Origin of the sequence: Niabella aurantiaca DSM 17617, assembly GCF_000374125.1 — a bacterium.
GTDB classification, from domain to species: Bacteria; Bacteroidota; Bacteroidia; order Chitinophagales; family Chitinophagaceae; genus Niabella; species Niabella aurantiaca.
In genome coordinates this window covers 366,455-389,628 of the sequence record NZ_KB893643.1, presented here as the reverse complement: position 1 = coordinate 389,628, position 23,174 = coordinate 366,455, and the positions used below count along the sequence as shown (strand labels likewise).

Sequence of the window (23,174 nt, the reverse complement as noted above, 5' to 3'; positions counted from 1 at the left end):
TCTCAATATTGAAACGGCCTCTTTACCTGGTGGAGGATATCGGAGTCGAACCGACGACCTCTTGCATGCCATGCAAGCGCTCTAGCCAGCTGAGCTAATCCCCCAGGCGGAGCGCAAACTTAATGGATTGTTTGTTATTGTCCAAGATTTTTTTTGAAATAGGTCTCCGCGATTTTTTGAGCCTGCCCGGGCATTAAAATGAAGCGGTTGCTTGCTTTCCAGAGCCCGGGATGGCGGCGTAAGCACTATGGATCCAGCGGATCTGTGGCGTCCGTTTGCAGGCAATCTTTATTGGGATAATAGGAGGTCTGCTCTGCATTGATCTCCTGCATATTGCTGTAAGGAAGATAACCCAGGTCCCGCAGGGCGGTTTTGGTCATGGTACCCCGGATGTACCGGGTCTGACTGGCATCCGTAGCGATCAATACCGGTTTGTTTGCTGGTATTTTAAACCGGTAGATCATCCGGTTGGTATTGCGGATATTGGTTGTGGTGTGCCGGGCATGGGGTTCTATAAAAACCGCATTTTCCGGGATGCCCAAAACGCCGGTAAGATAGCGTTTCATTTCCACTGCCTCATTATAGGGGGTTAAGAAGGGGTGTACATTGCCGCCGGATACAACAATGAATGGGGCCAGCCCTTTCTTGTAAAGTACAGCGGCTTCGCGGCAGCGCCGGGCCCCGCCGGAGTCCAGCGTTACGGAAGGATCTTCCGGCCCCAGGCCCGGTACCAGGATGAGGCCGTAGGTATAGCGGTTCCATTTGGTCTTTTTCAACTGCCGGTATGGCGCGTTGTTGAGCCCGCCGTTCAGCGGCTCAAAGCGGGCGGATTCATAGCGCCCGTTGAGCTCAAGTACACGGATGGCCGCATGAAGCGGGGTGCCCGGCAGTGTGGCATTGCCGGCTGCCTGATCCAGGTAGGCCTGTATGGCTTTGGGATACGCGTTATCTTTTGCATTAAAACGGATGGAATCGATTTTGGGATAGCGGGGGGCATCGCCTTTTATATAGATGCTGAAAATGCGGTTGATGTTACCGGCTTCGGCTTCCCATACCCAGCGCAGGTAAGCGGTGTCTTTTAGCGGGTGCTGCCGGTAGTAGGTTTCTTTTTTCTTTAGCCCGGCAACTGCTGCTTTCAGGCGCGTATTGCGGGCGTATTCTTTTACCCATGCATCGCTTATCTGCCGGATCAGTTCCGGCGACAGGCGGAGCGCTGTTGCATAGCAGGCTCTGTTGCTGCAGTTTTGAACGGCCTGCCGCAATTGCGCTGCGTAGCCCTGTGTCAATGCCTGTATACCGGTCTGAAACGCTGCAGAGGTCTGCAATGCCGCCAGTTGCTGTGCCAGGGGAAAATTCTTTTGCTCCAGCGTAGGGGTGAGGTTCGCCCCGGTACCAAATGCCGCGGCATACAGCGACTGGTAGCAGGATTTATAATCGGCTACATTTTTGGAATGGCTTTCATACAGAAAGGGGCCGTCATAACCCACCTGATCCAAAGCCTGCAGGATGGCCACCCAGTTATTTTCGCCCTTGCCGTTACAGGGAAAATAGTGATTTTCTTCCCGGCCAGTGCCGTCTGCCACATGCAGAGTCTTCAGCCGTTGTCCCATGGCCAGGATGAGCTTTTCAGGGTACTTGATATGGTTGAGGTCAATGGCGGAATATACATCACCGGGCAGCAGGTTCATCACTTCTACGGCTTCTTCCACGGTGCGCAGCAGGGGGCGTTCCCGTACCAGCCCGTGCCGCAGCTCCGGCCCCAGCATATTTTCAATGACCATAATGGCCCCCTGTTGCTTTATCATCGGATCCAGTTCCTGCACCGACTGCACCAGCTGCCTTTTGCGCAGCGGCCGCTCGTTCCGGTTCAAATACCAGCTGGGGTGAAAAAGAATGATGTGCGGATCCAGGACTGCTACATATTTTAAAATACGGGTATGCATGGCTACTACAGCCCTGCGTGCGTTTTCATCACCCAGGGAGAGGTCGATGTTTTTTCCAAAGGGCATATGAACGGACCAGATCTGTATGCCCGCCTCTTCTGCAGCTTTGCGCGCCTTTTGCGCTGTTTCCAGAAACGCTTCGTCTGCTTTTAAAAAATTACGGGCAGTATCCACAATGCCTCCCATACCCACTTCAATACAATCGATGCCGGCGGCCTTTGCTGCTTTCATTCCTTCGGGGGTGATCTTGTCCATCCTGATATTAAAGCCCAGGCGCAGGGGTTTTGGAAATCCGGCCTGCGCAACGGCCATTGTACACGGGAACAGCAGAAGGAGCAAAAGTCCTTTCCGTAAGTAGATCATTGATTTCATGAGTGGCATAATAAATAAGAAGAACGCTAAAATAGCATATTCAGATCAAAACTTTATTTTTAGGGTCCGGGGAATAAGTAAAGAATAAAATACCCGGCTTGCTTGTAAAAATTTATATGAAGTTACAACCCGGTCGTAAACCTGCTTATGGTGGAATATGTTCTTTTTGTAAATTTTTTGTATTGCTCACACGGGTGTATAATCGCTGAAACATGAAAACTTCAACGGTATGCGGTTTTATTTAACCGTGCCGGGCTCGCTGTATCATTACGCTGTTGCGGGAACCAAGGCATCCCTTGCTTTAGTACTTCTATCGGCACAATGCAAAATAAGCCCTACTTTTGATATGCTTCAAACGAAGAGGTTTATGAACTGTTTGATTGTTGATGATAATAAGATAGCGCGGGCTACATTAAAACAGCTGGCGGCACAGATAAGCGATCTGAAAGTGGCCGGAGAAGCTTCCAGTGCATTGGAAGCCTGCAATCTGCTCCGGGAGAAACCAGTGGACCTGCTATTGCTGGATATTGAAATGGAGGAGATGACCGGGCTGGAACTGACCCGGCACCTGGGGGAAAACCGGCCGGTGATCATTTTTATATCTGCCAAAGAAGAATATGCCATCGAAGCTTTTGAACTGAACGTGGCCGACTATATTACCAAGCCGGTGCAACCGGCGCGCTTCCTGCAGGCACTCGACCGTGCAAGGGAAATTATTGACAGTAAAAGTGAGCACATAAATGTGCACGCGGACGCGTTTCTTTTTATCAGGGACTCCAATGTGGTAAAAAGACTGGGCTTCGATGAGATTCTTTATGCAGAAGCAATGGGCGATTACGTAAAGCTGCATACCACACACAGGTTTTATGCTGTGCACAGTCCGCTGAAGACCGTGGAAGAACGCTTGCCGGCTCAGCGGTTTATACGCGTGCATCGTTCATATATTGTAGCAGTGGATAAGATCGACCGTATAGAGCAGGGGGCATTGGTCATCGGGGGGAAGCCGGTGCCGGTTGCAGATGCCTACCGGAATGCGCTCAACAAGCGACTGAACGTGTTATAGGAGCGAAGGCCGGATCCCGGTATCCGGTCAGAACCGCACCACTTCCTCCAACGATCCTTTTTGCCCGTTCGGCGATTCTTCAGGGATCCCGGTTTTACCGGTAGTATTTTTACATTAAGATAAACCCCGGCATCGTGAACACCCGAAAAATCATATACATGACGCTGTCGGCCCTGCTGCTGATCGGGTTTGTATATGGGCTGCTTTATGAATTGTATGTGCTTCGTAACCTGCTGGTCATCTTTTTGTTCCTGAGCCTCATCGTGGCTGATCTTATTGTATTTGTAAAACTGTTCTGGAACATTACGGCCAACCGGCGTGACGATGCCTGATAATTGGACTATATTTGACAGGAATTGCCCGGTTATGAAATCTTCCTTCCGATACATAATGGTGGTTACGTTTATAGCTGCAGTCATCATTATTGTTTTCCTGCAGTTTAATTCCAGTCGGAGCATCAACCAGCTCATCAACGGCAATGAGGACCTGATGAGCCTGTTGAAGATCAAGATGGAGCTTCAGCATGTACAGGAAAATGTAGCACAGCTGGAAACAGAGGCCAAAAGCATCGTCATACGCGGACAGGACCTGAAGGACGGCCGGTTTGAGCAGCAGGTAAAGCGCGTGAACCGGTCTTTTTATGCACTGGACTCTTTTGAAACCGATCAGATCATTGGAGCGGGCATACTCCAGCTAAAACGGCTGGTTAATAAAAAGATCGGCCTGAATAAAGAAGTATTGCGCACATTTGCCGGAGATGGTAAGGACGCCGCAGAAGCGCTGATCAATGATCAGGAGGGAGCCCTGTTTACAGACTCCATCCGCAGCCTGGCACACCGGATCGACGAGCGCTACCAGGTGAGCGTTACCCAATTGATCGACAACGCCGATACCAACGGCCGGAATGCCAAGACTTTTGGAACGATCCTGGCGGCAATTGCAGCAGTAGCATCCCTGCTGGCCTTTGGCTATATCTCTTATAAAATGGGAGAACAGCAACGGCTGATCCACCAGCTCAATGCCTCGGAGCTGCGGGCCCGGCAGTCGGCCGAGGCTAAGGAGCATTTTTTGGCCAATATGAGCCATGAGATAAGAACCCCGCTGAACGCCATCCTGGGTTTTACTGGGTTGCTGCGGAAACGGGAAACAGACCCGGAAACAGCACGGTACACCGGGCTTATTCATAAAGCGGGAGAAAACCTTTTGCAAATTGTAAACGACATCCTGGATATCTCAAAAATAGAAGCGGGAATGATGCCGGTGGAAAAAACAGCATTGAATATACGGGAAACGGTTGCTTCCATTGAACACCTTTACCGGCAGCGAAGCCAGGAAAAGGGATTGCGTTTTTCCGTAGAAGTAGCACCCGAGATTCCGGAGATCGTGGAAGGCGATGAAGTACGGCTGACCCAGATCCTTGTGAATCTCATCAGCAATGCCATAAAGTTTACAGAGAAGGGGGATGTAACAGCAGCGGTTGGTCTGCAACAGATCACGGGCAACAAAGTGATGCTGGCCTTTGTGGTTTCAGATACGGGTATGGGGATGGACGCAACGGAATCTGCCGCGGTGTTCGCCCGCTTTCGCCAGGGTGATGAAAGCATTACCCGGAAATACGGTGGTACGGGCCTGGGCCTTACCATTGTAAAAGACCTGGTGCAATTGCTGAACGGAAGCATCGAGGTGGCCAGCAAAAAAGACGCCGGAACAACGTTTACGGTGCTGCTGCCTTTCCGGGTGCTGCCTCCGGCCGTTGAAAAGGAAAATGGTGCTGCTCCTGTAAAAGGAACGGTAATGGCATGGCCGCATAAAAAAGTGCTGGTTGTTGAGGATAATGAGCTGAACCGGTTGTTGCTGGTACAGCTGCTCAGCAACTGGGAGGTGGGCTTTCATACGGCTTCCAATGGAGTGGAAGCGATCCGGTTGCTGAAAGGCACGCATTACGACCTGGTGCTTATGGACCTGCAGATGCCGGAAATGGATGGCTATACTGCCACGGCTATCATACGGAACGAGCTGCACAACCCTGTACCCATTGTGGCGATGACGGCCGATGCGCTGGCAGGCCAGAAAGAAAAATGTTTACAGGCTGGAATGAACGATTATATCGCGAAGCCGCTGCATGAAGCCGTATTGCACCGGTTACTGGTGCAGCTGCTGGAGCAGCCGGCTGAGTCGGTCACGGCCATAGCGTCGCCTGCTGTTCCACCGGAAGAAAACGGGCTGCATTATTTACAGCTGGATTACCTGCTGGCGGTAAGCAGAGGCAACAAGGCATACGAAAAGGAGATCATGGAGCAATTCTGCGAGATGGTGCCGGAGGAACTGACCCGGATCGGAACAGCCTGGCAGCAGGGCCGCCCGGATCAGGTGCGGAGAACGGCCCACAGCATGAAAACAACCGTGGGCGTGTTGGGGCTTACTGCTCATGTGGAAACATACCTGTCTGCACTGGAAAAAATGCAACCGGCCGATCCTTCCTTTTCCGGGGTTTATGAGCGGCTGCAGGAAATATGCCGGCATGCCCTGGATGAAGCGAAGGCCTATTATGTGGTACACTATGCCTGAAGGAGCACCCCGGGCGGGTATCGTTGATATCGCCGCGTTATTTTTTATGCGGGGTCCTGCGCGTTACGCCTCTGCCCGGTCCTTGAATGAACCCTCAAAACCTCGGGAAAATGCACTGCTGCTTGATGTATTTGCCGCCTGTTTTTTTTGTTTCAGCGACTGTTTTTGCCTTTTCGTCTTTAGCGGGGGTCCCTGCAATGGTACCCGGTGTATCTTTATCCGGTTATAAAAAAATAAAAAATGAAAAAGATTTTTATTGCCGTACTCGCGCTGGTCACCTTTAGCCTGTCGCAGGCACAAACCGCTCCCGCGCAAACCAAGCCCGCCAAAGTGCAGGTCGCAAAGCCGGCTCAGAAAAGCGTGGGAAAAAAAGTTGCCGCAAAGAAGGCAGATCATTCGGTTGCCCATGTAAAAAAAGATGGCACGCCTGACAAGCGGTATACGGAAAATCAACATTTAAAAAAAGACGGTACACCCGATAAAAGGTATAAAGTAAATAAAAAATAGACACGTTTTGAGTTCTTGATTGTTAAGGTGCCCTGCGTTTGCGGGGCTTTTTTTAGGACTGCGCAATCTTATTTCCCGCCTTGCGAACAGATGATGGCTTTGCCTTTTCAACGATCGATTTTGCCGTTTTGCCTATTGCGCATGTGAAGCGGCGCTGGTGCAACGTAGCTTTAGTGTAGTAAACAAAAAATACCGAAGAATCTTTTAAAAATCAAAAAATGAAAAAAATTTTAATCGCAGCAATGTTCGTATTAAGTACAGGACTGGCAGTAAATGCAGCAGGAACCCATTTTCAGGATAAGCCTGTGAAGACCGAGACCGCAAAGGTCGATCATAAAAAAGGCAAAGCCGTGAAGCATAGCAAAAAGAAAGCTGGTGCAGCTAAGAAAGCGGTAACAAAAAAAGAAGCAAAGGCTAAATAGCCGGTGCTCTTTTTATGGCGGTGGATTTTAATACTGTCTCAAAACAACCCCACTTGCTGGGGTTGTTTTTTTGGGATCGTATGGGTATACATGGATCCTTATAAAACCATTTTTTTTTAATAATTTAAATGTAGATCCGCATGGTTTTACATTGAAACGGGTTATGTTTACCGGCCCAAATAACCGGACCCGATCTGTATGAAAGAACAGCTACTAAAACAGTTCCGGAAATTTTCGCCCAAAACCTATTGGAAGGAGATCCTGGCTGTGCTTGTGATCCTCTTGGCCTTTGTGTTTTTCAGAAGTGAGCGTAAAGAACTGCAATCCATATTCCCACAGCTGCGGGCTGCGGATGGCAGGTGGATCATTGCCGGGTTGGTAGTGTCGGCCCTGTACGTGCTGCTGCAGGCACTCATGTATATCTATAGTTTCCGGGCTATGGGTATGCGATTGAAGTTAACGGATGCCGTGGAGCTCTTTTTAAAACGGAATTTTTTAAGCGTGTTCCTCCCGGCAGGAGGAATCAGCTCTCTGGCCTATACCACGGCGCAGCTACGCAGGCGGAATCTGAATGCCACACAGATCCACCAGGCGAGCGTTGTTTACGGCTATGTGGGTTTGCTGACCGTTTTCCTGATCGGGGTGCCCGTTATCCTTTATAACCTCAGTAAGCAACGGCATGCGGGGGCGGCCGGGCTTTCGTTATTGCTGCTGGGGCTGCTGCTGGGCGGCGTTTTCTTGATCGTGTATTCTTTCAGAACAAAGGGGAAACCCTACCGGTGGGTCAGCCGGAAATCTCCTTCCTTTATCAGCAATATGGACGGGCTCTTTTCCGGTGCCGTCAATAAGCGGCAGCTGTGGTGCTCCATTGCTGCTTCGCTGGCAATTGAATGCTGTGGCATCGCGCATGTGTACATCAGTATTTATGCGCTGGGAGCAGCCCCATCGTTTCAGGTGGCGGCTGTGGGCTATACGCTCTCGGTGGTATTGATGATCCTGTCTCCGTTCCTGCGCGGGCTGGGAGCTGTGGAGTTTACCATGCTGTATATTTTTATGGACTATGGCTACCGTCATGATGAAGGACTGGGCATTACCCTGCTGTACCGGGTGTTTGAATTCTGGATCCCTTTGTTGCTGGGATTGTTTGCGTTTATATGGAGGGGGCGGCAGCTGGTGGCACGCATTGTGCCGGCGGTCGCCATTTTTTTCCTGGGTATGGTGAACCTCATATCGGTAGCCACACCGCCGCTGGCCGAACGGATGCGGCTGGACCGGTACTATCTTCCGGTGGAAGCCATTCATGCATCTAAGCTGATGGTACTGGTGCTCGGCATCTCATTACTCGTTACATCGGCTTACCTCATTAAAGGACTGCGGGCGGCGTGGATCGCTGCATTGATCTTTACGGCGCTTTCCATTTTAGGCAATATTGCAAAAGCGCTGGATTACGAAGAAAGCCTGCTGGCCGGCTTCATCCTTATATTGCTGATCGCAAACAGCAAACAATACCGGGTCAAAGAAAATCCCCGGTGGATCCGTATCGGCTTTGCTACCTTTTTCATCACGCTTCTTTCCGTTTGCCTCTTTGATTTTCTCAGTTTTTATTTTATTGATAAACGGCATTTTGGTATTGATTTTAACTGGCGCCAGTCGTTGTATTACACGCTGAGGAGCTTCCTGTTGTTTTCGGATGACGAGCTTACGCCCAAAACGCATTTCGGGCGTGACTTCATCAACATCACCCGCTTCCTGGGCGCTTGTTCCTGGCTGCTCCTGGTCTATTCCCTGCTGCGCCCCCGGATCTTTGAGGATGCGGCTCCGGATGCCCAAACTGCCACCCGGCTGGCAAGAGCGGTTCTGGAAGAGCACGGCCGGTCCGCAGTGGATTATTTTAAAACGATGCCCGATAAACAGCTGTTCTTTTCCGGCATCACCAGCGGATTTACGGCTTACCGGGTGGCCAATGATTTTGCAATGGTGCTGGAAGAACCGGTTTGTGCGGCGGAAGACAAGACAGAAGTGCTGAAAGAGTTTGAAGCCTTCTGCAAACAGCAGGGGTTAAAAACTGTGTATTACCGGGTCGATGAAAGCAGCCTGCTGCATTTTGAGGATCTTGGGAAGATGAAGATCTTTATAGGGCAGGAGGCCATAATGGAAACGGACCGGTTCACCCTGGAGGGTAAGGACCGCAAATCCCTGCGCAACGGGCTGAACAGTTTGCAGAAGAGGGGCTATGAAACCCTGCTGGCGGCTGCACCGCACGGCGATGCCTTCCTCGGGGAGCTGGAATCGGTATCTGATGAATGGCTGAAGAAATTTGAAAAAAAGGAAATGGTGTTTTCGCAGGGAATGTTCGACCGGGAGGCAATACGGCAATCGGATGTGATCGTTGTAAAAGATGCCGAAGGGGTGGTCCAGGCTTTTCTGAACATCATCCGCGATTACACACCGGAGGAGTGTACGTATGACCTTATCCGCAGGCGGCTGGAAGCACCCGGCGGATGCATGGATGCATTGATCGTAAAGCTGACGGAGTATGCCAGGGCGCAACAGTATAAATACCTCAACCTGGGAATGATCCCGTTCAATGGTATGAAGGCGCCGGACAACCCGGCTGAACGCATCATCAAATATGCTTCGCAGCGTATGGGCAGCCTGCGGCATTACCGGACCCTGCGCGATTTTAAGGAGAAATATGCCACCATCTGGGAGAATAAATACATGGTTTTTGGCAATGATTTTGACCTGTTGCAGATCCCCGGTGCGCTCAGGAAAGTAATGAAACCTTTATCTGATACAATTTAAGATATGAGAACATTTTTTTTGTTTTGTGGTATGGTATGGTCTTTATATGCTGCAGCCTCCGGCACCGCGGCATTGCCGCTGAAGAGCTGGCGGGGCAATGATAAAATGCCGTTGGTCCTTTATATAAGCGGGGATGGCGGGTTGAATAGTTTTACCGGCGATTTTTGCAAGGGGGTCAACCAGCTGGGGTACACAGTAATGGCGGTCAATTCGAGATCCTATTTCTGGAACAAGAAAACACCGGAGCAGGCAGCGGCCGAGCTGACGACCTGCCTGGAGGAGCAATTCAGCGGCCGGCCCAGTCAGCAACTATTGATCGTCGGGTATTCCTTCGGGGCAGATGTTACGCCGTTTATCCTGAACCGGCTGGGCAGGGCCGTTAAAAGCCGGGTGTTTCGTACGGTGCTTATGGCCCCGTCATCCACCACCGATTTCGTGATCCGCGTGGCCGATATGTGGGGCAGCAGTAAAAAGCGGAGCATGGATGTGGTGGCGGAGATCAACCGGGCCGCCGGGCAGCGCATCGTAGCCATCCTGCCGGGAGATGATGGGGAGTTTCCGGTGCAGGCGGTTAAGCTGGGCAGCTTTAAGGCCGTGGTTTTGAAAGGGGGCCATCACTTTGGCGGCGATACGGCAGCACTTGTAAAAGTTGTTGCGGGGTATTGGTGAACACCAACTTTCAAAGACCCAAGATCCAAAATACAAAACCCAAGGGCCAAATCTCAAATCTGAAATCTCGAATCTGACCCCTCCACCGTTTAAAAATAAAGCAGGAACATCGTGCCTTCCCCTTCTTTGCTTTTCATCTGTATGCTTCCTTTGTGCAGCAGCATGATCTGTTTGCAAAGACTGAGGCCGATGCCGTTCCCGTTTTTACGGGTACTGAAGAAAGGAATGAATATTTGCTCCGCAATGGCATTGGGGATACCGGTACCATTGTCGGCAATGCGAATGTAGGAACGCTCGCCCTCTCCAAAAGCAGAAAGCGTGATCTGGGGCGCCGGGTTGGCTTTTACCGCCTCAATGGCATTGGTCATCAGGTTGATCATTACCTGCTCAATTAAACTTACATCTGCCTGCACGCTCAGGAAGGGGTCTTTAAGAATAACGTCCAGCTGAATGTTCTTCTGGTCCAGTGTGGGCTGCATCAGGTTCTGAAGGTTTTCAAAAATGTCGCTGATCATTACTTTTTTAAAAACCGGTTTGGTGATCTTATTGAGGTTGCGGTAAGTGATGGCAAAGCGTTGCAGTCCCTCGCTTCTTTTTTTGATCGTTTCCAGTCCCAGCTTCAGGTCCTCCGGATCGATGGGGGCCGGCCCGCCATCCGGTTCCTTCGGCTCCAGCTGATTCTTCAGCGTATCAGCCAGGGAAGAGATCGGTGCTACGGAGTTCATGATCTCATGGGTCATTACATTCAGCAGTTTTTGCCAGGCTACGGATTCTGTTTCATCCAGTGTGCCTTTAATGCTTTGTATTGAGATCAGTTTATCAGTCTTCCCGTCCGTGGTAAAAAAAGTGGCGCTGATCAGCAGCTTTTCATCCAGCATGCCTTTTTTAAAGGTGAAGATGGTTGTTTGCCCGGTTGCCATTTCCAGCAGCAGTTTCAGGAATTCCGGGTTCCGTTTTTCGAGGGCGCGTATATTTTTAAAATACGGGATATCGGTCATTTTTTTGAATGCCTCATTCATCCAGTTGATCAGGCCGGTTGCGTTATCAAAGGAAAGGATGCCGATCCCCGTCAGTTCCAGGATCGTTTGCAGGTAGATGTTCTCCGCCTTCCGCTCTTTATTGATCGCTTTAAAACGGTCATTGATCGAGTTTAGCCCGGTCAGCAGCTTTTTCATGTCCCCGGTAGCAGAAGCTGTGTTGTAATTTTTACTGAAATCATTGTATTTAACGGCCTCTACAAATTCCAGGATGATCCTGTCTGTTTTTTCGGAGGTCTGAATGATGCGGATGAGGACGTAGATCCAGCACGGCAGGCAAGCGCTCGCCCACCACCATTCCCGGCGCCCTCCGCACCAGGCCATCACAGCGGTAATGGCCAGTAACAGCAGGAGCTCAATGATCAGTCCCGTCCTTTTTTTACTCAATATCATATTTATTCAGCCTGCGGTAAAGAGCGGTGCGCGTCAGTCCCAGCTCTTTTGCTGCTTTTGTGATATTCCCGTTGTTCTTTTCTATCGCCAGGAGGATGGCATTCTTTTCAAGAACATTCAGATTGATGGAATCCGGCGTTTTCATCGACTCAGTGTCCCTGCTTTCAATGGGCGAAAAAACAATATCCCCCGGTTGCAGGTATTCGCCGTCGCTCATGATCACGGCACGTTCTATGGCATATTGCAGCTCACGTACGTTTCCCGGGTAATGGTAGTGGTTGAGCTTATCGATGGCTTTTTTATCCAGTTCGAGATTGGATTTAAAATATTTTTCCTTATACTGTTTTACAAAATGGCGGGCCAGCAGCTCAATATCGCCTGTTCTTTTCCGCAGCGGCGGCAGGATGATCTCTACGGTATTGATGCGGTAGATGAGGTCCTTCCTGAAACGTTTTTCATTGGCCAGTTCGTCAAGCGGAACATTGGTAGCGCAGATCAGGCGTATATCAATCGGGATGGGCTGATGCGATCCCAGTTTGGTGACCTGCCTGTTTTGAAGCACGGTCAGTAAACGTGCCTGCTGATGCAGGGAGATATTACCGATCTCATCCAGGAACAGGGTACCGCCGCCGGCTGCTTCAAAACGCCCGGTCCGCTCTTCCCGTGCGTCGGTAAATGCGCCCTTGGTATGCCCGAACAATTCGCTTTCAAAAAGGCTCTCCGTTAGTGAGCCCACATCCGTTTTTATGAACGGCTTTGCGGCCCGCCGCGATTGCTGATGAATGGCATGGGCCACGAGGTCCTTGCCGGTGCCGTTTTCACCCAGCACCAGTATATTGGCATCTGTGGGTGCGATCTTTTCGATCTTTTTCTGTACATCCTGCATGGCCTCAGAATGCCCGAGCAGGCCGCTGGTTCCCGCGGTATGGAGCTGGGCTGCTGAGGATTTCGCCGCCCGCTTTTTCAGCAGCTCTTTTATGTTCAGGATCAGTTGGTCGTTTTGCCAGGGTTTCAGCAAAAAATCAGAAGCACCTTCTTTGAGCGACCGTACCGCCAGGTCTATGTCGCCATATGCGGTGATCATAATGATGGAGGCCTTTGACCCCAATTCCCGGATCTTGCGCAACCAGTATAAACCTTCATTACCGGTATTGATACTGCTGTTGAAGTTCATATCCATCAATACAAGATCGAAATCTTTTTTTGAGAAAACAGACCGGAGGTTCTCCGGGTTTTTCTCGGTGGTTACTTCCCTGGCTTGCGATTTGAGCAGCAGGCGTGCAGCGGTGAGCACATCAGGGTCATCATCAACGATCAATATGGATGCGTCTTTTAATAGCATAACGGATAACAAAAATGAGGATAGTAAACCGGATAACAAATATTCTGTTCCAAAATTTTTGCAACTGTATCAAAAACAGACGGTTGGTGTCCGGTTTTATACGTTTTTTTTAATGAGCCCGGATTTAAGTAATTGAGTGTTATGCTGTTATTATTGTGGCACGCCGTTTCAGTACCTGATAGCAGAATCATATTCCTCAAACATTTAAAGAACATCACAATGAAAAAACTGATATGGATCATCGCCGCTTTTATTACGTTGAATGTGGCCGCCGCCGATACGAACCCGGTGCTGAACGAAAAAGTACTAAAAAGTTTCGAGCTGGTTTTTGCGCATGCAGAGCAGGTGAAATGGAAACAAGAGAAGGACAATAACGAAGCGAGCTTTAAAGTAAACGACATGCTGGTACGGGCGGTTTTTGATGACAACGGGAAACTGATCCGGACGATCCGGTATTACCGGGAGGAGCAGCTGCCTGCCATCATCCGTTATCGCCTGAAAAAGAAATTTGAAAAACAGCACATCGCCAACGTCTCAGAACTGAGTATAAATGATGAGGTAACTTATTATGTGACCTTAAAGGATGAGCAATACCTGGTCAATGCCGTGGTGAACGGTAACGGCCAGATCGTTACATCAAAAAAATACAGGAGAGGAGATCTGTAGCAGCTCCTGTATCTTTCTATCTTTCGACATTTCTCATGTATATACGGGGCGGGTAGTCTTATCTGCTCCCTTTTTTCAGCTGTCAGGGTCAATTGTCAGATTTTGCTGCTGGCCGATAGCTAAAAGCTGTCCGCTTCACTGTATCAAAAACGGACAGTTCTTGTGCGATAGCGAACAGAAAAATAAAACTTTCCGGTATTAATGTATTTACGATCAATAGTTTGGTAAATTGGCATATTGTTGCATGATGGATAAAGGACTGTAAACCGTCCAGCGAAGCGCACTGCAAAATGAACGGTCAGCTATAAAATACGCAAAAGGCATATTACGGTAAAAAAAGAGCAAACGTGGACAGAGTAATTGAAAAAAAGTTCTGGAGTAAAAAAAGAATAGGAGCCATTGCCGGTATAACGGCGCTGGCATTGTTGATCGTGTTCAGCGTGGTAATAGCCGGCGGCAAAAGCAAACTGAACGTGGACCTGGAACGGATAACCGTCAGTGAGGTTAAAAAAGCGCCATTTAAAGAGTACATACCGGTAAACGGGGTTGTGCTGCCCATCAGCACCATTTACCTCGATGCGATGGAAGGCGGGCGGGTGGAAGAAAAGTTTGTAGAGGACGGCGCCATGATGAAAAAAGGGGAACCGATCTTACGCTTGAGCAATACCGATCTTGAATTGAACCTGATCGGTCAGCAGTCTTCCGTTTATACCACACTGGCACAGGTACAACTGGCCAAGGCTACTGCACAGCAAAATACTGTGAACAACCTCAACCAGATGACGGATGCGGAAAGCCAGCTGAAAGAAGCAGCGCGCCTTTATAACCTGAATAAGTACCTGTATGAGAATAAAGCCATCGGCGAACAGGAATTCCGTAAATCGGAAATCGATTATCAGTACAAACTCAAAAAACGCGACCTTGCAGAACGCATTACGAAGCAGGATGCGGAATCCAACCAGCTGCAGACAAAACAGGCCGCCCAGTCGTTTAACAATTCTCAAAGAGCATTGACCCTTTACGGTCGCAAAGTGGGCGACCTGGTGCTGCGTGCCCCGGTCGACGGGCAGCTGACCTCCCTGGATGCGGAGATCGGGCAGTCCAAGAACAAAGGAGAGCGCCTGGGGCAGATTGATGTGCTGAGCGGATATAAAGTGCGGGTGGATATCGATGAGCATTATATTTCCAGGGTGTTCAACGGGCTTACCGGGGAAGCTGCAGTGGCCGGAAAGACTTATCGGCTGCGGGTGAAAAAAGTGTACACCCAGGTAACCAACGGACGCTTTCAGGTAGATATGGAGTTTACCGGCGCTGCTCCTAAAGACATCCGGCGCGGGCAAACCTTGCAGATCAGCCTGGCATTGAGCGATGAAATGACCGCGATCCTGCTGGCGAAGGGCGGCTTCTATCAGCAAACCGGTGGCAACTGGGTGTTCAAACTGAGCGATGATGGAAAAACGGCCTACAAGGCTGAAGTGCAGCTTGGACGCCAGAACCCGGATTACTATGAAGTGCTGAAGGGCCTCAAACCCGGTGACAGAGTGGTTACCAGCAGTTATGAAAATTACGGGGATATGCAGGAGCTGATTCTCAGGAGGTGAGAATTGAGAACGGAGATATGAGACGCTGGTGTTGAAGAAGTAGCTGTCGGCTATCAGCCGTCAGGATCAAAGTTTGTCCATGAATCCGGAAATCATTTTTTTGATCTCGATAACTTCCTGAATTAAGCTTTCTGCAAGCGTAGCGGTAATATAGAAAAGATCTTTCGAAAGGATAAGCTGGTAATGAGTTTCGGTAGCAGAACCTGCGGCAATGTCGGGGAAGTTTCTGAATTGTGGAATTGTTCTCCTGCCGCAGCCTTCCGCGATGTTTGTAGGAATAGAATAGGCGGCTTTCCGCATTTGATAGGTTAATGCCCTATTTTCTTCTTTGGGAAAGTTTTTAGTGATGCGGTAGATCGTTAAGGTGCGTTGATGACTTCTTTGTCAAATGGTGAGTTTTGTAAAGTTCCTCATAGTCTGTTTTTATAGTATTAACAATAAGTAAACATAAAAAAATATTTTAATACAGGAGTCCGGAAAAATCTGATAACTGATACCTGACGGCTGATAGCTCAAATCTAAAAACTTGGATGCATGATAAAAATATCTGGTCTCGAAAAAATCTACCGCACGGAGGAAGTAGAAACCGTTGCTTTGAATGATCTTTCCTTTGAAGTAAAAGAGGGGGAGTTCGTGGCCGTAATGGGCCCGTCTGGTTGCGGTAAATCGACCCTGCTAAATATACTTGGTTTGCTGGACGACCCGGATGCGGGCAGCTTCCTGTTCAATGGTATAGAGGTTGCCAAATTCAATGAGCGCAAGCGCGCGGATATGCGTAAAAAAAATATCGGCTTTGTGTTCCAGAGCTTCAACCTGATCGACGAGCTGACCGTTTTTGAAAATGTAGAGTTGCCTCTGATGTATGCGGGAGTAAAGAAAACAGAACGTAAAGCCCGGGTAGACGAAGTGTTGGAGAAAGTGCAGATCATGCATCGGCGCAATCATTTTCCGCAGCAGCTTTCCGGCGGACAGCAACAACGCGTGGCCGTTGCAAGAGCCGTGGTCAACCGGCCCAGGCTGATCCTGGCCGATGAGCCGACCGGTAACCTGGACAGCAGCAACGGGAACGAGGTGATGCAGATGCTTACCGACCTGAACGAAGCGGGAACGACCATTGTGATGGTAACCCACAGCGAGCACGATGCGCGCTACAGCCACCGCATCATCCGGATGCTGGACGGGCATACGGTAACGGAAAATATTTTGGTATAGGGCGTAGGATTGTGGTGAATGGTATAACATTTTTCTATTTTCCCATATTATTCAAGGATCGCCCGGTTTTTTAAAAGTAATATAATGCTAAGATCTTCTGTTGCCTTTTTTTTACGCTTTGTTTTTGCCTGCTCCGGCCTCGTATTTTGTTTTCCGGGCAATGCACAGATCGCAAATGCTATTTCCGCCGCAGATAAAGTTTATGGCCTATCGAAATTCTGGCAGGAGGTGAATTATAATTTTGTATATCTGGATAGAATTGACCGTAAGATGTGGGACAGCACGTATAAGGCCCTCATCCCCCTGGTGCAGGAAACGGAAAATGATTATGCGTATTACCGGCTGTTACAAAAGTTCTGCGCCTTGCTGCATGATGGTCATACCAATATTTTTCCACCGAAAATAAAAGGATTAACGATCATGCAAAATGTGTTCGGTGATCACCTGGTGGTTGTGAAGCGCATTGAAGACAAACCGGTCATTATACGTTCCTGGAAAAAAGATCAGTCGCTATTGCCGGTGGGGAGCGAGATCATAGCAGTGAACGGCATCTCTTCCGAACGGTATTTAAGAGATAGCCTGTTGCCCTATATTTCCAGTTCTACCGAATATGTAAAATGGAACGGCGCTACCCACTGGATGCTTGCAGGTGCTCCCGGTACCTCTTTTAATATCAAAATAAAAAAACCAGACGGGAAGCAGGCGGTCGTAAACCTGGTGCATGCATCGCCAACAGACAGTATCTATTTCCCCGAGGCAGGCGCCTACTACGATGAGCAGGAGCGGGAACTGCTGGAGTTTAAAATGCTGGAGAATGGGGTGGCTTATCTTGGGTTGAACTCATTTTCAAATCGAAAGATTGATACCCTGTTTGATGCCGTTCTGCCGCAGCTCTATCAGGCCAAAGGTTTGATCGTAGACCTGCGTTTCAATGGCGGAGGCAGCACCAACATCGGCACCTATATCCTCAAATACCTGATCAAAGATACGGTTTTGGCGGGGGCAAGATATGCAACAAGGGAACACCTGCCCGCATTTAAGGCCTGGGGTGCATATGTAACGGAAAAGGATACCATCGGGAACGCGTGGAATAAGAAATGCCTGGAAGTATATAAAGGCGTGTACACTTATAATTTCCCGTACGAGCCGCAATCGTTCGTACTAAATAGGCCCCGTATTGTGGTACCCACGGTGATCCTTACCGGAAACAGAACGGCTTCCGCTGCGGAAGATTTCCTGATCGCTGCGGAAAATCAAAAGCATATGATACGTATGGGAGAGCCCAGCTTTGGCAGTACCGGCCAACCCCTGGTTTTTGATATGCCCGGCGGCGGTTCAGCACGGGTATGCACAAAAAAGGATACCTATCCCGATGGAAAGGAATTTGTGGGATATGGGATCCAGCCGCATATTCCGGTGGTGCCAACGGTGGATGATTACCTGAAAGGGAAAGATGTGGTGCTGGATCGTGCCAGGGCATACCTGCAGCAGAAAATAAAATAGGTTGGTAATGTTGTTGAGGGGAATGGGAAATAGTTAATAGAGAAAGATGAATCGATTCTTAAATCCCGGTTCCCGATCCTTAATTCTGAATTCTATGATCAAAAATTATTTTAAAACAGCCTGGAGGAGCTTGTGGAAAAGTAAAGGGTTCTCGTTGCTGAATATCCTGGGGCTGGCTATCGGCCTGGCAAGCTGCCTGCTGCTGTTATTGTATGCAAATTATCATCTTGGCTGGGATAAACGTTTTAAGGACCTTGAGAATATTTATGTGATCGAGAGCAACCAGTTTGCAGATAACGACGTTTTTACCTATCAGGTATCTCCGGGGCCTATGGCAAAAGCCATCCAAGACCAGGTGCCGGGAGTGGTCCGTGCAGTAAGGGTCGCCGATTATTTCGCAGGGGGCATCACCCGTTATAAAGACCGGATCTTCCGGACTTCGGGCCTGAACGCGGACAGCGCATTTTTCAGGCTGTTCAGCTATGCCTTCTTAAGGGGGAATGCCCGGACGGCACTGGCAAACCCCAACAACATCGTTATCACTGAAGAATTTTCAAAAAAGCTTTTTGGCGATGAAGACCCCGTCGGCAAAACCGTGATGCGGAATGATACCGTGCCATTGGTGGTGTCGGCAGTAGTTGCTACGCCCCGTCCCAATGAAACATTTCAGTTTGACTATATATTGCCGTGGCGTGTTCTGGAAAATGAAAATCCCTGGGCAAAGGATGCAGGCTGGGGATCGAATTTTACAGATACCTATGTACAGCTGAGATCTGAAAACGATTTCCTGCCTGCGGATGCGGTCATAAGAAAAATGGTTATGGCAAACCAGAACAATTATAAAGCGGAAGCCTTTCTATACCCGCTGGCCAGGAACCATCTGTACCGCGATTTTAAGAACGGGAAGGCAACGGGGTCAGGGCAGATCTCGCAGATACGGTTATTTATATATCTGTCCATAGCCATTTTACTGATCGCCTGTATTAATTTTATGAACCTCAGCACGGCGCGGTCGCAAAAACGTGCCAGGGAAGTGGGCATACTCAAAACCATTGGCAGCGACCGGAGATCACTCGTTTTCAGATTTCTCGGGGAATCATTGCTGATTACGGTGCTGGGACTTTTGGTTTCGCTTCTGATACTTACGGTCGCGCTTCCGTCGTTTAACCGTCTGCTGCAAATAGATCTGAAACTACCGTTCTCAGACTGGGAGTTTTGGGCAGGAATTGTACTGATGACGCTTCTTACAAGCCTGATAGCAGGTTCTTATCCCGCATTCTATCTTTCTTCTTTTAAACCGGTAAAAGTATTAAAAGGATTTATCACAAACGGAAAATCGGTAGTGCCGGTCCGTAAAATATCAGTGGTCCTTCAGTTCTCGACGGCCATGTTTTTAATGGTGGCGACCTTCAGCATCTATAAACAGGTGGAGTATATCCGTAACAGGCCCATTGGCTATAATAAGGAAAACCTGGTAGAGATAAAGATGGAGGGAGTGCTGGGCGCAAAGAAGGATGTGCTGATCAATGATCTGCTGCGCGACAATGTAATTACAGCGGCTACGGGAACAAGCATCAGCATTACCCAGGGTGGGAACAACGGATGGGGATTCAGCTGGCCAGGCAAGTTGCCGGGGGAACGGGTATTGATCGATTTTTTGGGTGTGGGCTTCGGTTTTACGAAGACCTTTGGAACGGTCTTTATCACCGGGAGGGATTTTTCACCGGATCATCCTGCTGATACCGCGGGTAAGAACGTGCTCATCAGCGAAACGGCCATGAAGGTAATGAAGCTGCGATCACCAATCGGTACCCAAATAAAAGAGGAGGATGGTACGCAATACACAATTGTAGGAGTGTTTAAAGACATTACAAAGGGATCTCCCTACTACAAGCTGAACCCGATGATCGTTTTTTACCAGAACCGGCCGGGCTTTGTGGCCATGCGTCTGAATCCTGAAAAAAATATTACGGCTTCAGTGGAAGCGATCAACAGGGAATTAAAGAAACGCAACCCGGCCTTTCCACCAGGCCTGGAATTTGTTGAAGAAAACTTTGCGAAGAAATATCAGAACGAACAAATATTGGGTATTGTGACCAACGTTTTTGGCGGCATCGCCATTTTTTTGTCCTGTCTTGGATTGCTGGGGTTGTCGGCATTTGCCGCAGAACAGCGTACCAAAGAGATCGGGGTACGCAAGGTATTGGGTGCGGATGTGCTGGGCTTAACGGCACTGCTGACCAAAGAATTTTTAAAGCTGGTCATGGTGTCCTTTATCATTGCGGTGCCCGTTTCCTGGTGGTGCATGCAGCGTTGGCTGGATAAATATGATCATCACACCAATTTGTCTGCGGGCATTTATTTATTGGCGGGGATTACTGTGCTGCTGATAGCCTTACTGACCGTTAGTACCCAGGGACTTAAAGCCGCTGTTGCCAACCCGGTAAAAGCCTTGCGGAGCGAGTAGGGAATGTAGAAATATGAGAATGTGCTGATTTGAACATTTGAAAATGATCTTTATAAAAGTTGGAAAATTAAAAGTAAGAAAAAATACGTAAGGTTACATGCTGAAGTCTTGAGTCTCAAATCTCAAACGAGAATCCAATGATCAAAAATTATTTTAAAACGGCCTGGAGGAGCTTGTGGAAGAACAGATCTTTTACAATACTGAATGTATTGGGATTGTCCGTTGGTATGGCGGCAACCTGTATGATCCTGCTATGGGTACAACAGGAGCTGCGGTTCGATCGCTGGTATAAAAATACCGACAGGCTGTACCAGGTATATAACCGCGACGTATCCAGCGGGGTGGCTTATACCTATTCCTCTACCCCTAACCCGATGGGGCCGGTATTGAAAACAGACTACCCGGAGATTGAAGATGTTTCCAGGACCGCAGAGGGGCAGTTCCTGATAGCGAACAAGGACCGGCAATTTAAGCCCGGCGGGCTATTTGTAGATGCGGGTTTTGTGTCTATGTTTGGGTTCCAGGTCCTGGAAGGGGACGCCTCCGGGTTATTAGAGAACCCGGGAGACATCTTTATTACCGAAGCACTGGCAGGAAAGCTGTTTGGGAAGGGGGATGCAGTTGGGAGGCTACTTACCTTGAATGATTCACTGTCGTTAAAAGTAGCTGCCGTATTAAAAGATGTGCCTGCGGCCTCCCGGTTCCGGTTTGAATTCTTATTGCCCTGGGCTACCTGTATCCGGCTGTATGGTCAATATCCGAACTGGACGGGAAACAATGTCCGTACCTATGTATTGTTAAAACCGGGTGTGCCGGCTGCTGTTGTGGGCAGTAAAATAAAACGGGTCACGGCGGAGCATGTTCCCGGCGACCATACGCTCCGGGAGCTGACACAGTTTCTTCACCCGGCATCAAAATGGCATTTGTACAGCAAAAGCGAGAACGGGCAATTAACAGATGGCGCCATCACGAAAGTGCGTGTTTTTGTTTTGGTTGCCCTGTTGATGATCATCATTGCCTGTATTAACTTTATTAACCTTACAACCGCAAGGACCGGGCGACGGGCAAAGGAGGTGGGCGTCCGTAAGGTAGCCGGTGCACGGAAACCGCTATTGGTTCTGCAATTCCTAAACGAAAGCATCTTGCTGGCGCTTTTGTCGGGTGTCATTGCCGTCTTCCTCTTGTCCATGGGCCTTCCGGTATTTAACCGCTTGATCGGGGCGGACCTGAAACTGAATTTTGGCGATTTCCGGTTGTGGTTTTTTTTCCTTGGAATTATTTTAATGACCGGTGCCGGTGCCGGTTTGTACCCTGCCTTCTATCTTGCTTCGTTTTCGCCGGTAAAAGTATTGAAAGGAGGGCTGCAAAACAACCATGGAAGTTTTAGCCTCCGGAAATTATTGGTGGTTACCCAGTTTGCATTTGCCATAGCCCTGATCATTTGCACACTGATCATAAAAAAGCAAATGCGCTATGCCCAAGACCGGGCGTTGGGCTATAACAAAGATCAACTGCTGTTCTCACCTGTTGAGGGAGACGCACAGAAAAACTACCTGCTGATAAAACAGGCCCTGCTGCAAAGCGGTGCTGTAACAACCGTTTCGGGTACTCAAAATCCCATAACAGGGTTTGCCCCTAATTATTATGGGTTTCATTGGGAAGGCAGCACGGAGCGTGATGCAAAATCGGGCTTTTATCTTTTCAATACGGACGGGGCTTTTACAAAGACCTTTGGAACGAAGATCATTGCCGGCCGCGATATCGATGCAAGCCGGTTCCCGGCGGACAGTACAGCGGTCCTGCTGAATGAGAAGGCGGTGCAGCTACTGCATCTGAAGGATCCGGTCGGAAAAAAGATCTGGAGGGATGATATGAGTTTGACCATTGTCGGAGTGGTGAAAAATTATGTCAGCGGCTCTCCTTACAGCAATACGCTCCCGGTCATGATCCTGGGTCCGCATCCCAATTTCAGTATCGGAACGCTGCATTATAAATTGAATCCGGCCAGACCGGTGCAGGAAAATATAGCCGCCGTGACGGCAGTCTTTAAGAAATACAACCCGGGATACCCGTTCGAGTTCCATTTCGTTGATCAGGAATATGCCAAAAAATTTGCGAGCGAAGAGGAGCTGGGAACCTTAATTGGCTTGTTTTCTGCGTTAAGCATTTTCATCGCCTGCCTGGGTTTATTTGGCCTCGCGGCCTATATGGCGGAAACAAGATTTAGAGAAATTGGTATTCGTAAAGTGCTGGGGGCGTCCGCTTCGGGGATTATCGGGCTGCTGGCAAAAGATTTTATAGTACCAATGCTCATTGCCCTGGCGATCGCTTCACCAATTGCCTGGTGGCTCATGCATCAATGGCTGCAGGGATATAGCTATCGTACGGATATCGGATGGCTTGTGTTCCTCATCGCAGGAATGGTGGTATTCGGCGTAGCGCTTATTACGATCGTTTCACAAACGATCCGGGCTGCGTTGTCAAACCCCTCAAAAGCATTAAGAAGTCAATAAAGAAGTAGCGGCGGATAAAACGGGTATGGAGTGCCCCGCGGCGCGAATCTCAATTCTATGGTTCGGGCACTGCGGCCTGAGTGATGCATCG

The 23,174-nt window shown here is 49.1% G+C and carries 16 protein-coding genes, 1 tRNA gene and 1 pseudogene; 13 read left to right on the top strand and 5 right to left on the bottom strand.

The features are described 5' to 3' along the window. Positions 1–27 precede the first annotated feature (27 nt). Both B160_RS0118575 and B160_RS32010 read right to left on the bottom strand, forming a co-directional pair. A tRNA-Ala gene (locus tag B160_RS0118575) sits at positions 28–104 on the bottom strand. A gap of 141 nt (positions 105–245) precedes the next feature. Further along, positions 246–2,306: a TIM barrel protein gene (locus tag B160_RS32010; protein WP_018629428.1), complete on the bottom strand. Its 2,061-nt coding sequence runs from the start codon at positions 2,304–2,306 to the stop codon at positions 246–248. A gap of 376 nt (positions 2,307–2,682) precedes the next feature. Between B160_RS32010 and B160_RS0118560 the strand changes: the two genes are divergently transcribed. The 7 genes from B160_RS0118560 to B160_RS29650 all read left to right on the top strand — a co-directional run bounded on the left by B160_RS0118560 (position 2,683) and on the right by B160_RS29650 (position 10,349). After that, on the top strand, positions 2,683–3,378 hold the full coding sequence (locus tag B160_RS0118560) for a LytR/AlgR family response regulator transcription factor (RefSeq protein WP_026309856.1): 696 nt from the start codon (positions 2,683–2,685) through the stop codon (positions 3,376–3,378). A 134-nt stretch (positions 3,379–3,512) separates the two neighbouring features. Continuing rightward, the gene (locus B160_RS29655) at positions 3,513–3,710 is read left to right on the top strand and encodes a hypothetical protein (RefSeq protein WP_040680073.1); all 198 of its coding nucleotides are present in this window, start codon (positions 3,513–3,515) and stop codon (positions 3,708–3,710) included. A 34-nt stretch (positions 3,711–3,744) separates the two neighbouring features. After that, a complete protein-coding gene (locus tag B160_RS0118550) occupies positions 3,745–5,946 on the top strand; it encodes a response regulator (RefSeq protein WP_169540100.1) in 2,202 nt (733 codons plus the stop codon). 240 nt (positions 5,947–6,186) lie between these two features. Next, on the top strand, positions 6,187–6,453 hold the full coding sequence (locus B160_RS0118540) for a hypothetical protein (protein ID WP_018629423.1): 267 nt from the start codon (positions 6,187–6,189) through the stop codon (positions 6,451–6,453). A gap of 218 nt (positions 6,454–6,671) precedes the next feature. Further along, a complete protein-coding gene (locus B160_RS0118535) occupies positions 6,672–6,875 on the top strand; it encodes a hypothetical protein (RefSeq protein WP_018629422.1) in 204 nt (67 codons plus the stop codon). Positions 6,876–7,073: 198 nt separating this feature from the next. After that, positions 7,074–9,680 carry a phosphatidylglycerol lysyltransferase domain-containing protein gene (locus B160_RS0118525; protein ID WP_018629420.1) on the top strand — a complete coding sequence of 869 codons (2,607 nt, stop codon included), beginning with the start codon at positions 7,074–7,076 and terminating at the stop codon, positions 9,678–9,680. 3 nt (positions 9,681–9,683) lie between these two features. After that, on the top strand, positions 9,684–10,349 hold the full coding sequence (locus B160_RS29650) for an AcvB/VirJ family lysyl-phosphatidylglycerol hydrolase (protein WP_018629419.1): 666 nt from the start codon (positions 9,684–9,686) through the stop codon (positions 10,347–10,349). A gap of 89 nt (positions 10,350–10,438) precedes the next feature. Here B160_RS29650 and B160_RS0118515 read toward each other — a convergent pair whose 3' ends face one another. Continuing rightward, complete coding sequence (locus B160_RS0118515) at positions 10,439–11,779, bottom strand: sensor histidine kinase (RefSeq protein WP_018629418.1); 1,341 nt, start codon at positions 11,777–11,779, stop codon at positions 10,439–10,441. Further along, entirely contained in the window at positions 11,766–13,121 is a 1,356-nt protein-coding gene (locus B160_RS0118510; RefSeq protein WP_026309855.1) for a sigma-54-dependent transcriptional regulator, read from the bottom strand. The genes B160_RS0118515 and B160_RS0118510 overlap by 14 nt, the downstream gene beginning before the upstream one ends. 219 nt (positions 13,122–13,340) lie before the next feature. Between B160_RS0118510 and B160_RS0118505 the strand changes: the two genes are divergently transcribed. Together B160_RS0118505 and B160_RS0118500 are read left to right on the top strand one after the other, a co-directional pair. After that, positions 13,341–13,787: a peroxiredoxin gene (locus B160_RS0118505; RefSeq protein ID WP_018629415.1), complete on the top strand. Its 447-nt coding sequence runs from the start codon at positions 13,341–13,343 to the stop codon at positions 13,785–13,787. A 347-nt stretch (positions 13,788–14,134) separates the two neighbouring features. Next, positions 14,135–15,388: an efflux RND transporter periplasmic adaptor subunit gene (locus B160_RS0118500; protein WP_018629414.1), complete on the top strand. Its 1,254-nt coding sequence runs from the start codon at positions 14,135–14,137 to the stop codon at positions 15,386–15,388. A gap of 66 nt (positions 15,389–15,454) precedes the next feature. Here the strand turns inward: B160_RS0118500 and B160_RS29645 are convergent. Further along, positions 15,455–15,760: pseudogene (locus B160_RS29645) on the bottom strand (four helix bundle protein); the annotation flags it as partial. A 162-nt stretch (positions 15,761–15,922) separates the two neighbouring features. On the opposite strand from B160_RS29645, the gene B160_RS0118490 reads away from it, so the two are divergent. The 4 genes from B160_RS0118490 to B160_RS0118475 all read left to right on the top strand — a co-directional run bounded on the left by B160_RS0118490 (position 15,923) and on the right by B160_RS0118475 (position 23,083). Next, the gene (locus tag B160_RS0118490; RefSeq protein ID WP_018629412.1) at positions 15,923–16,600 is read left to right on the top strand and encodes an ABC transporter ATP-binding protein; all 678 of its coding nucleotides are present in this window, start codon (positions 15,923–15,925) and stop codon (positions 16,598–16,600) included. A gap of 84 nt (positions 16,601–16,684) precedes the next feature. Beyond that, positions 16,685–18,103: a S41 family peptidase gene (locus B160_RS0118485; protein ID WP_018629411.1), complete on the top strand. Its 1,419-nt coding sequence runs from the start codon at positions 16,685–16,687 to the stop codon at positions 18,101–18,103. Positions 18,104–18,197: 94 nt separating this feature from the next. Continuing rightward, positions 18,198–20,570, top strand: coding sequence for an ABC transporter permease (locus B160_RS0118480; protein ID WP_018629410.1), 2,373 nt, complete (start codon positions 18,198–18,200; stop codon positions 20,568–20,570). 137 nt (positions 20,571–20,707) lie between these two features. Further along, positions 20,708–23,083 (top strand): ABC transporter permease, encoded by a 2,376-nt coding sequence (locus tag B160_RS0118475; protein ID WP_018629409.1) that lies wholly within the window; start codon positions 20,708–20,710, stop codon positions 23,081–23,083. Positions 23,084–23,174 lie beyond the last annotated feature (91 nt).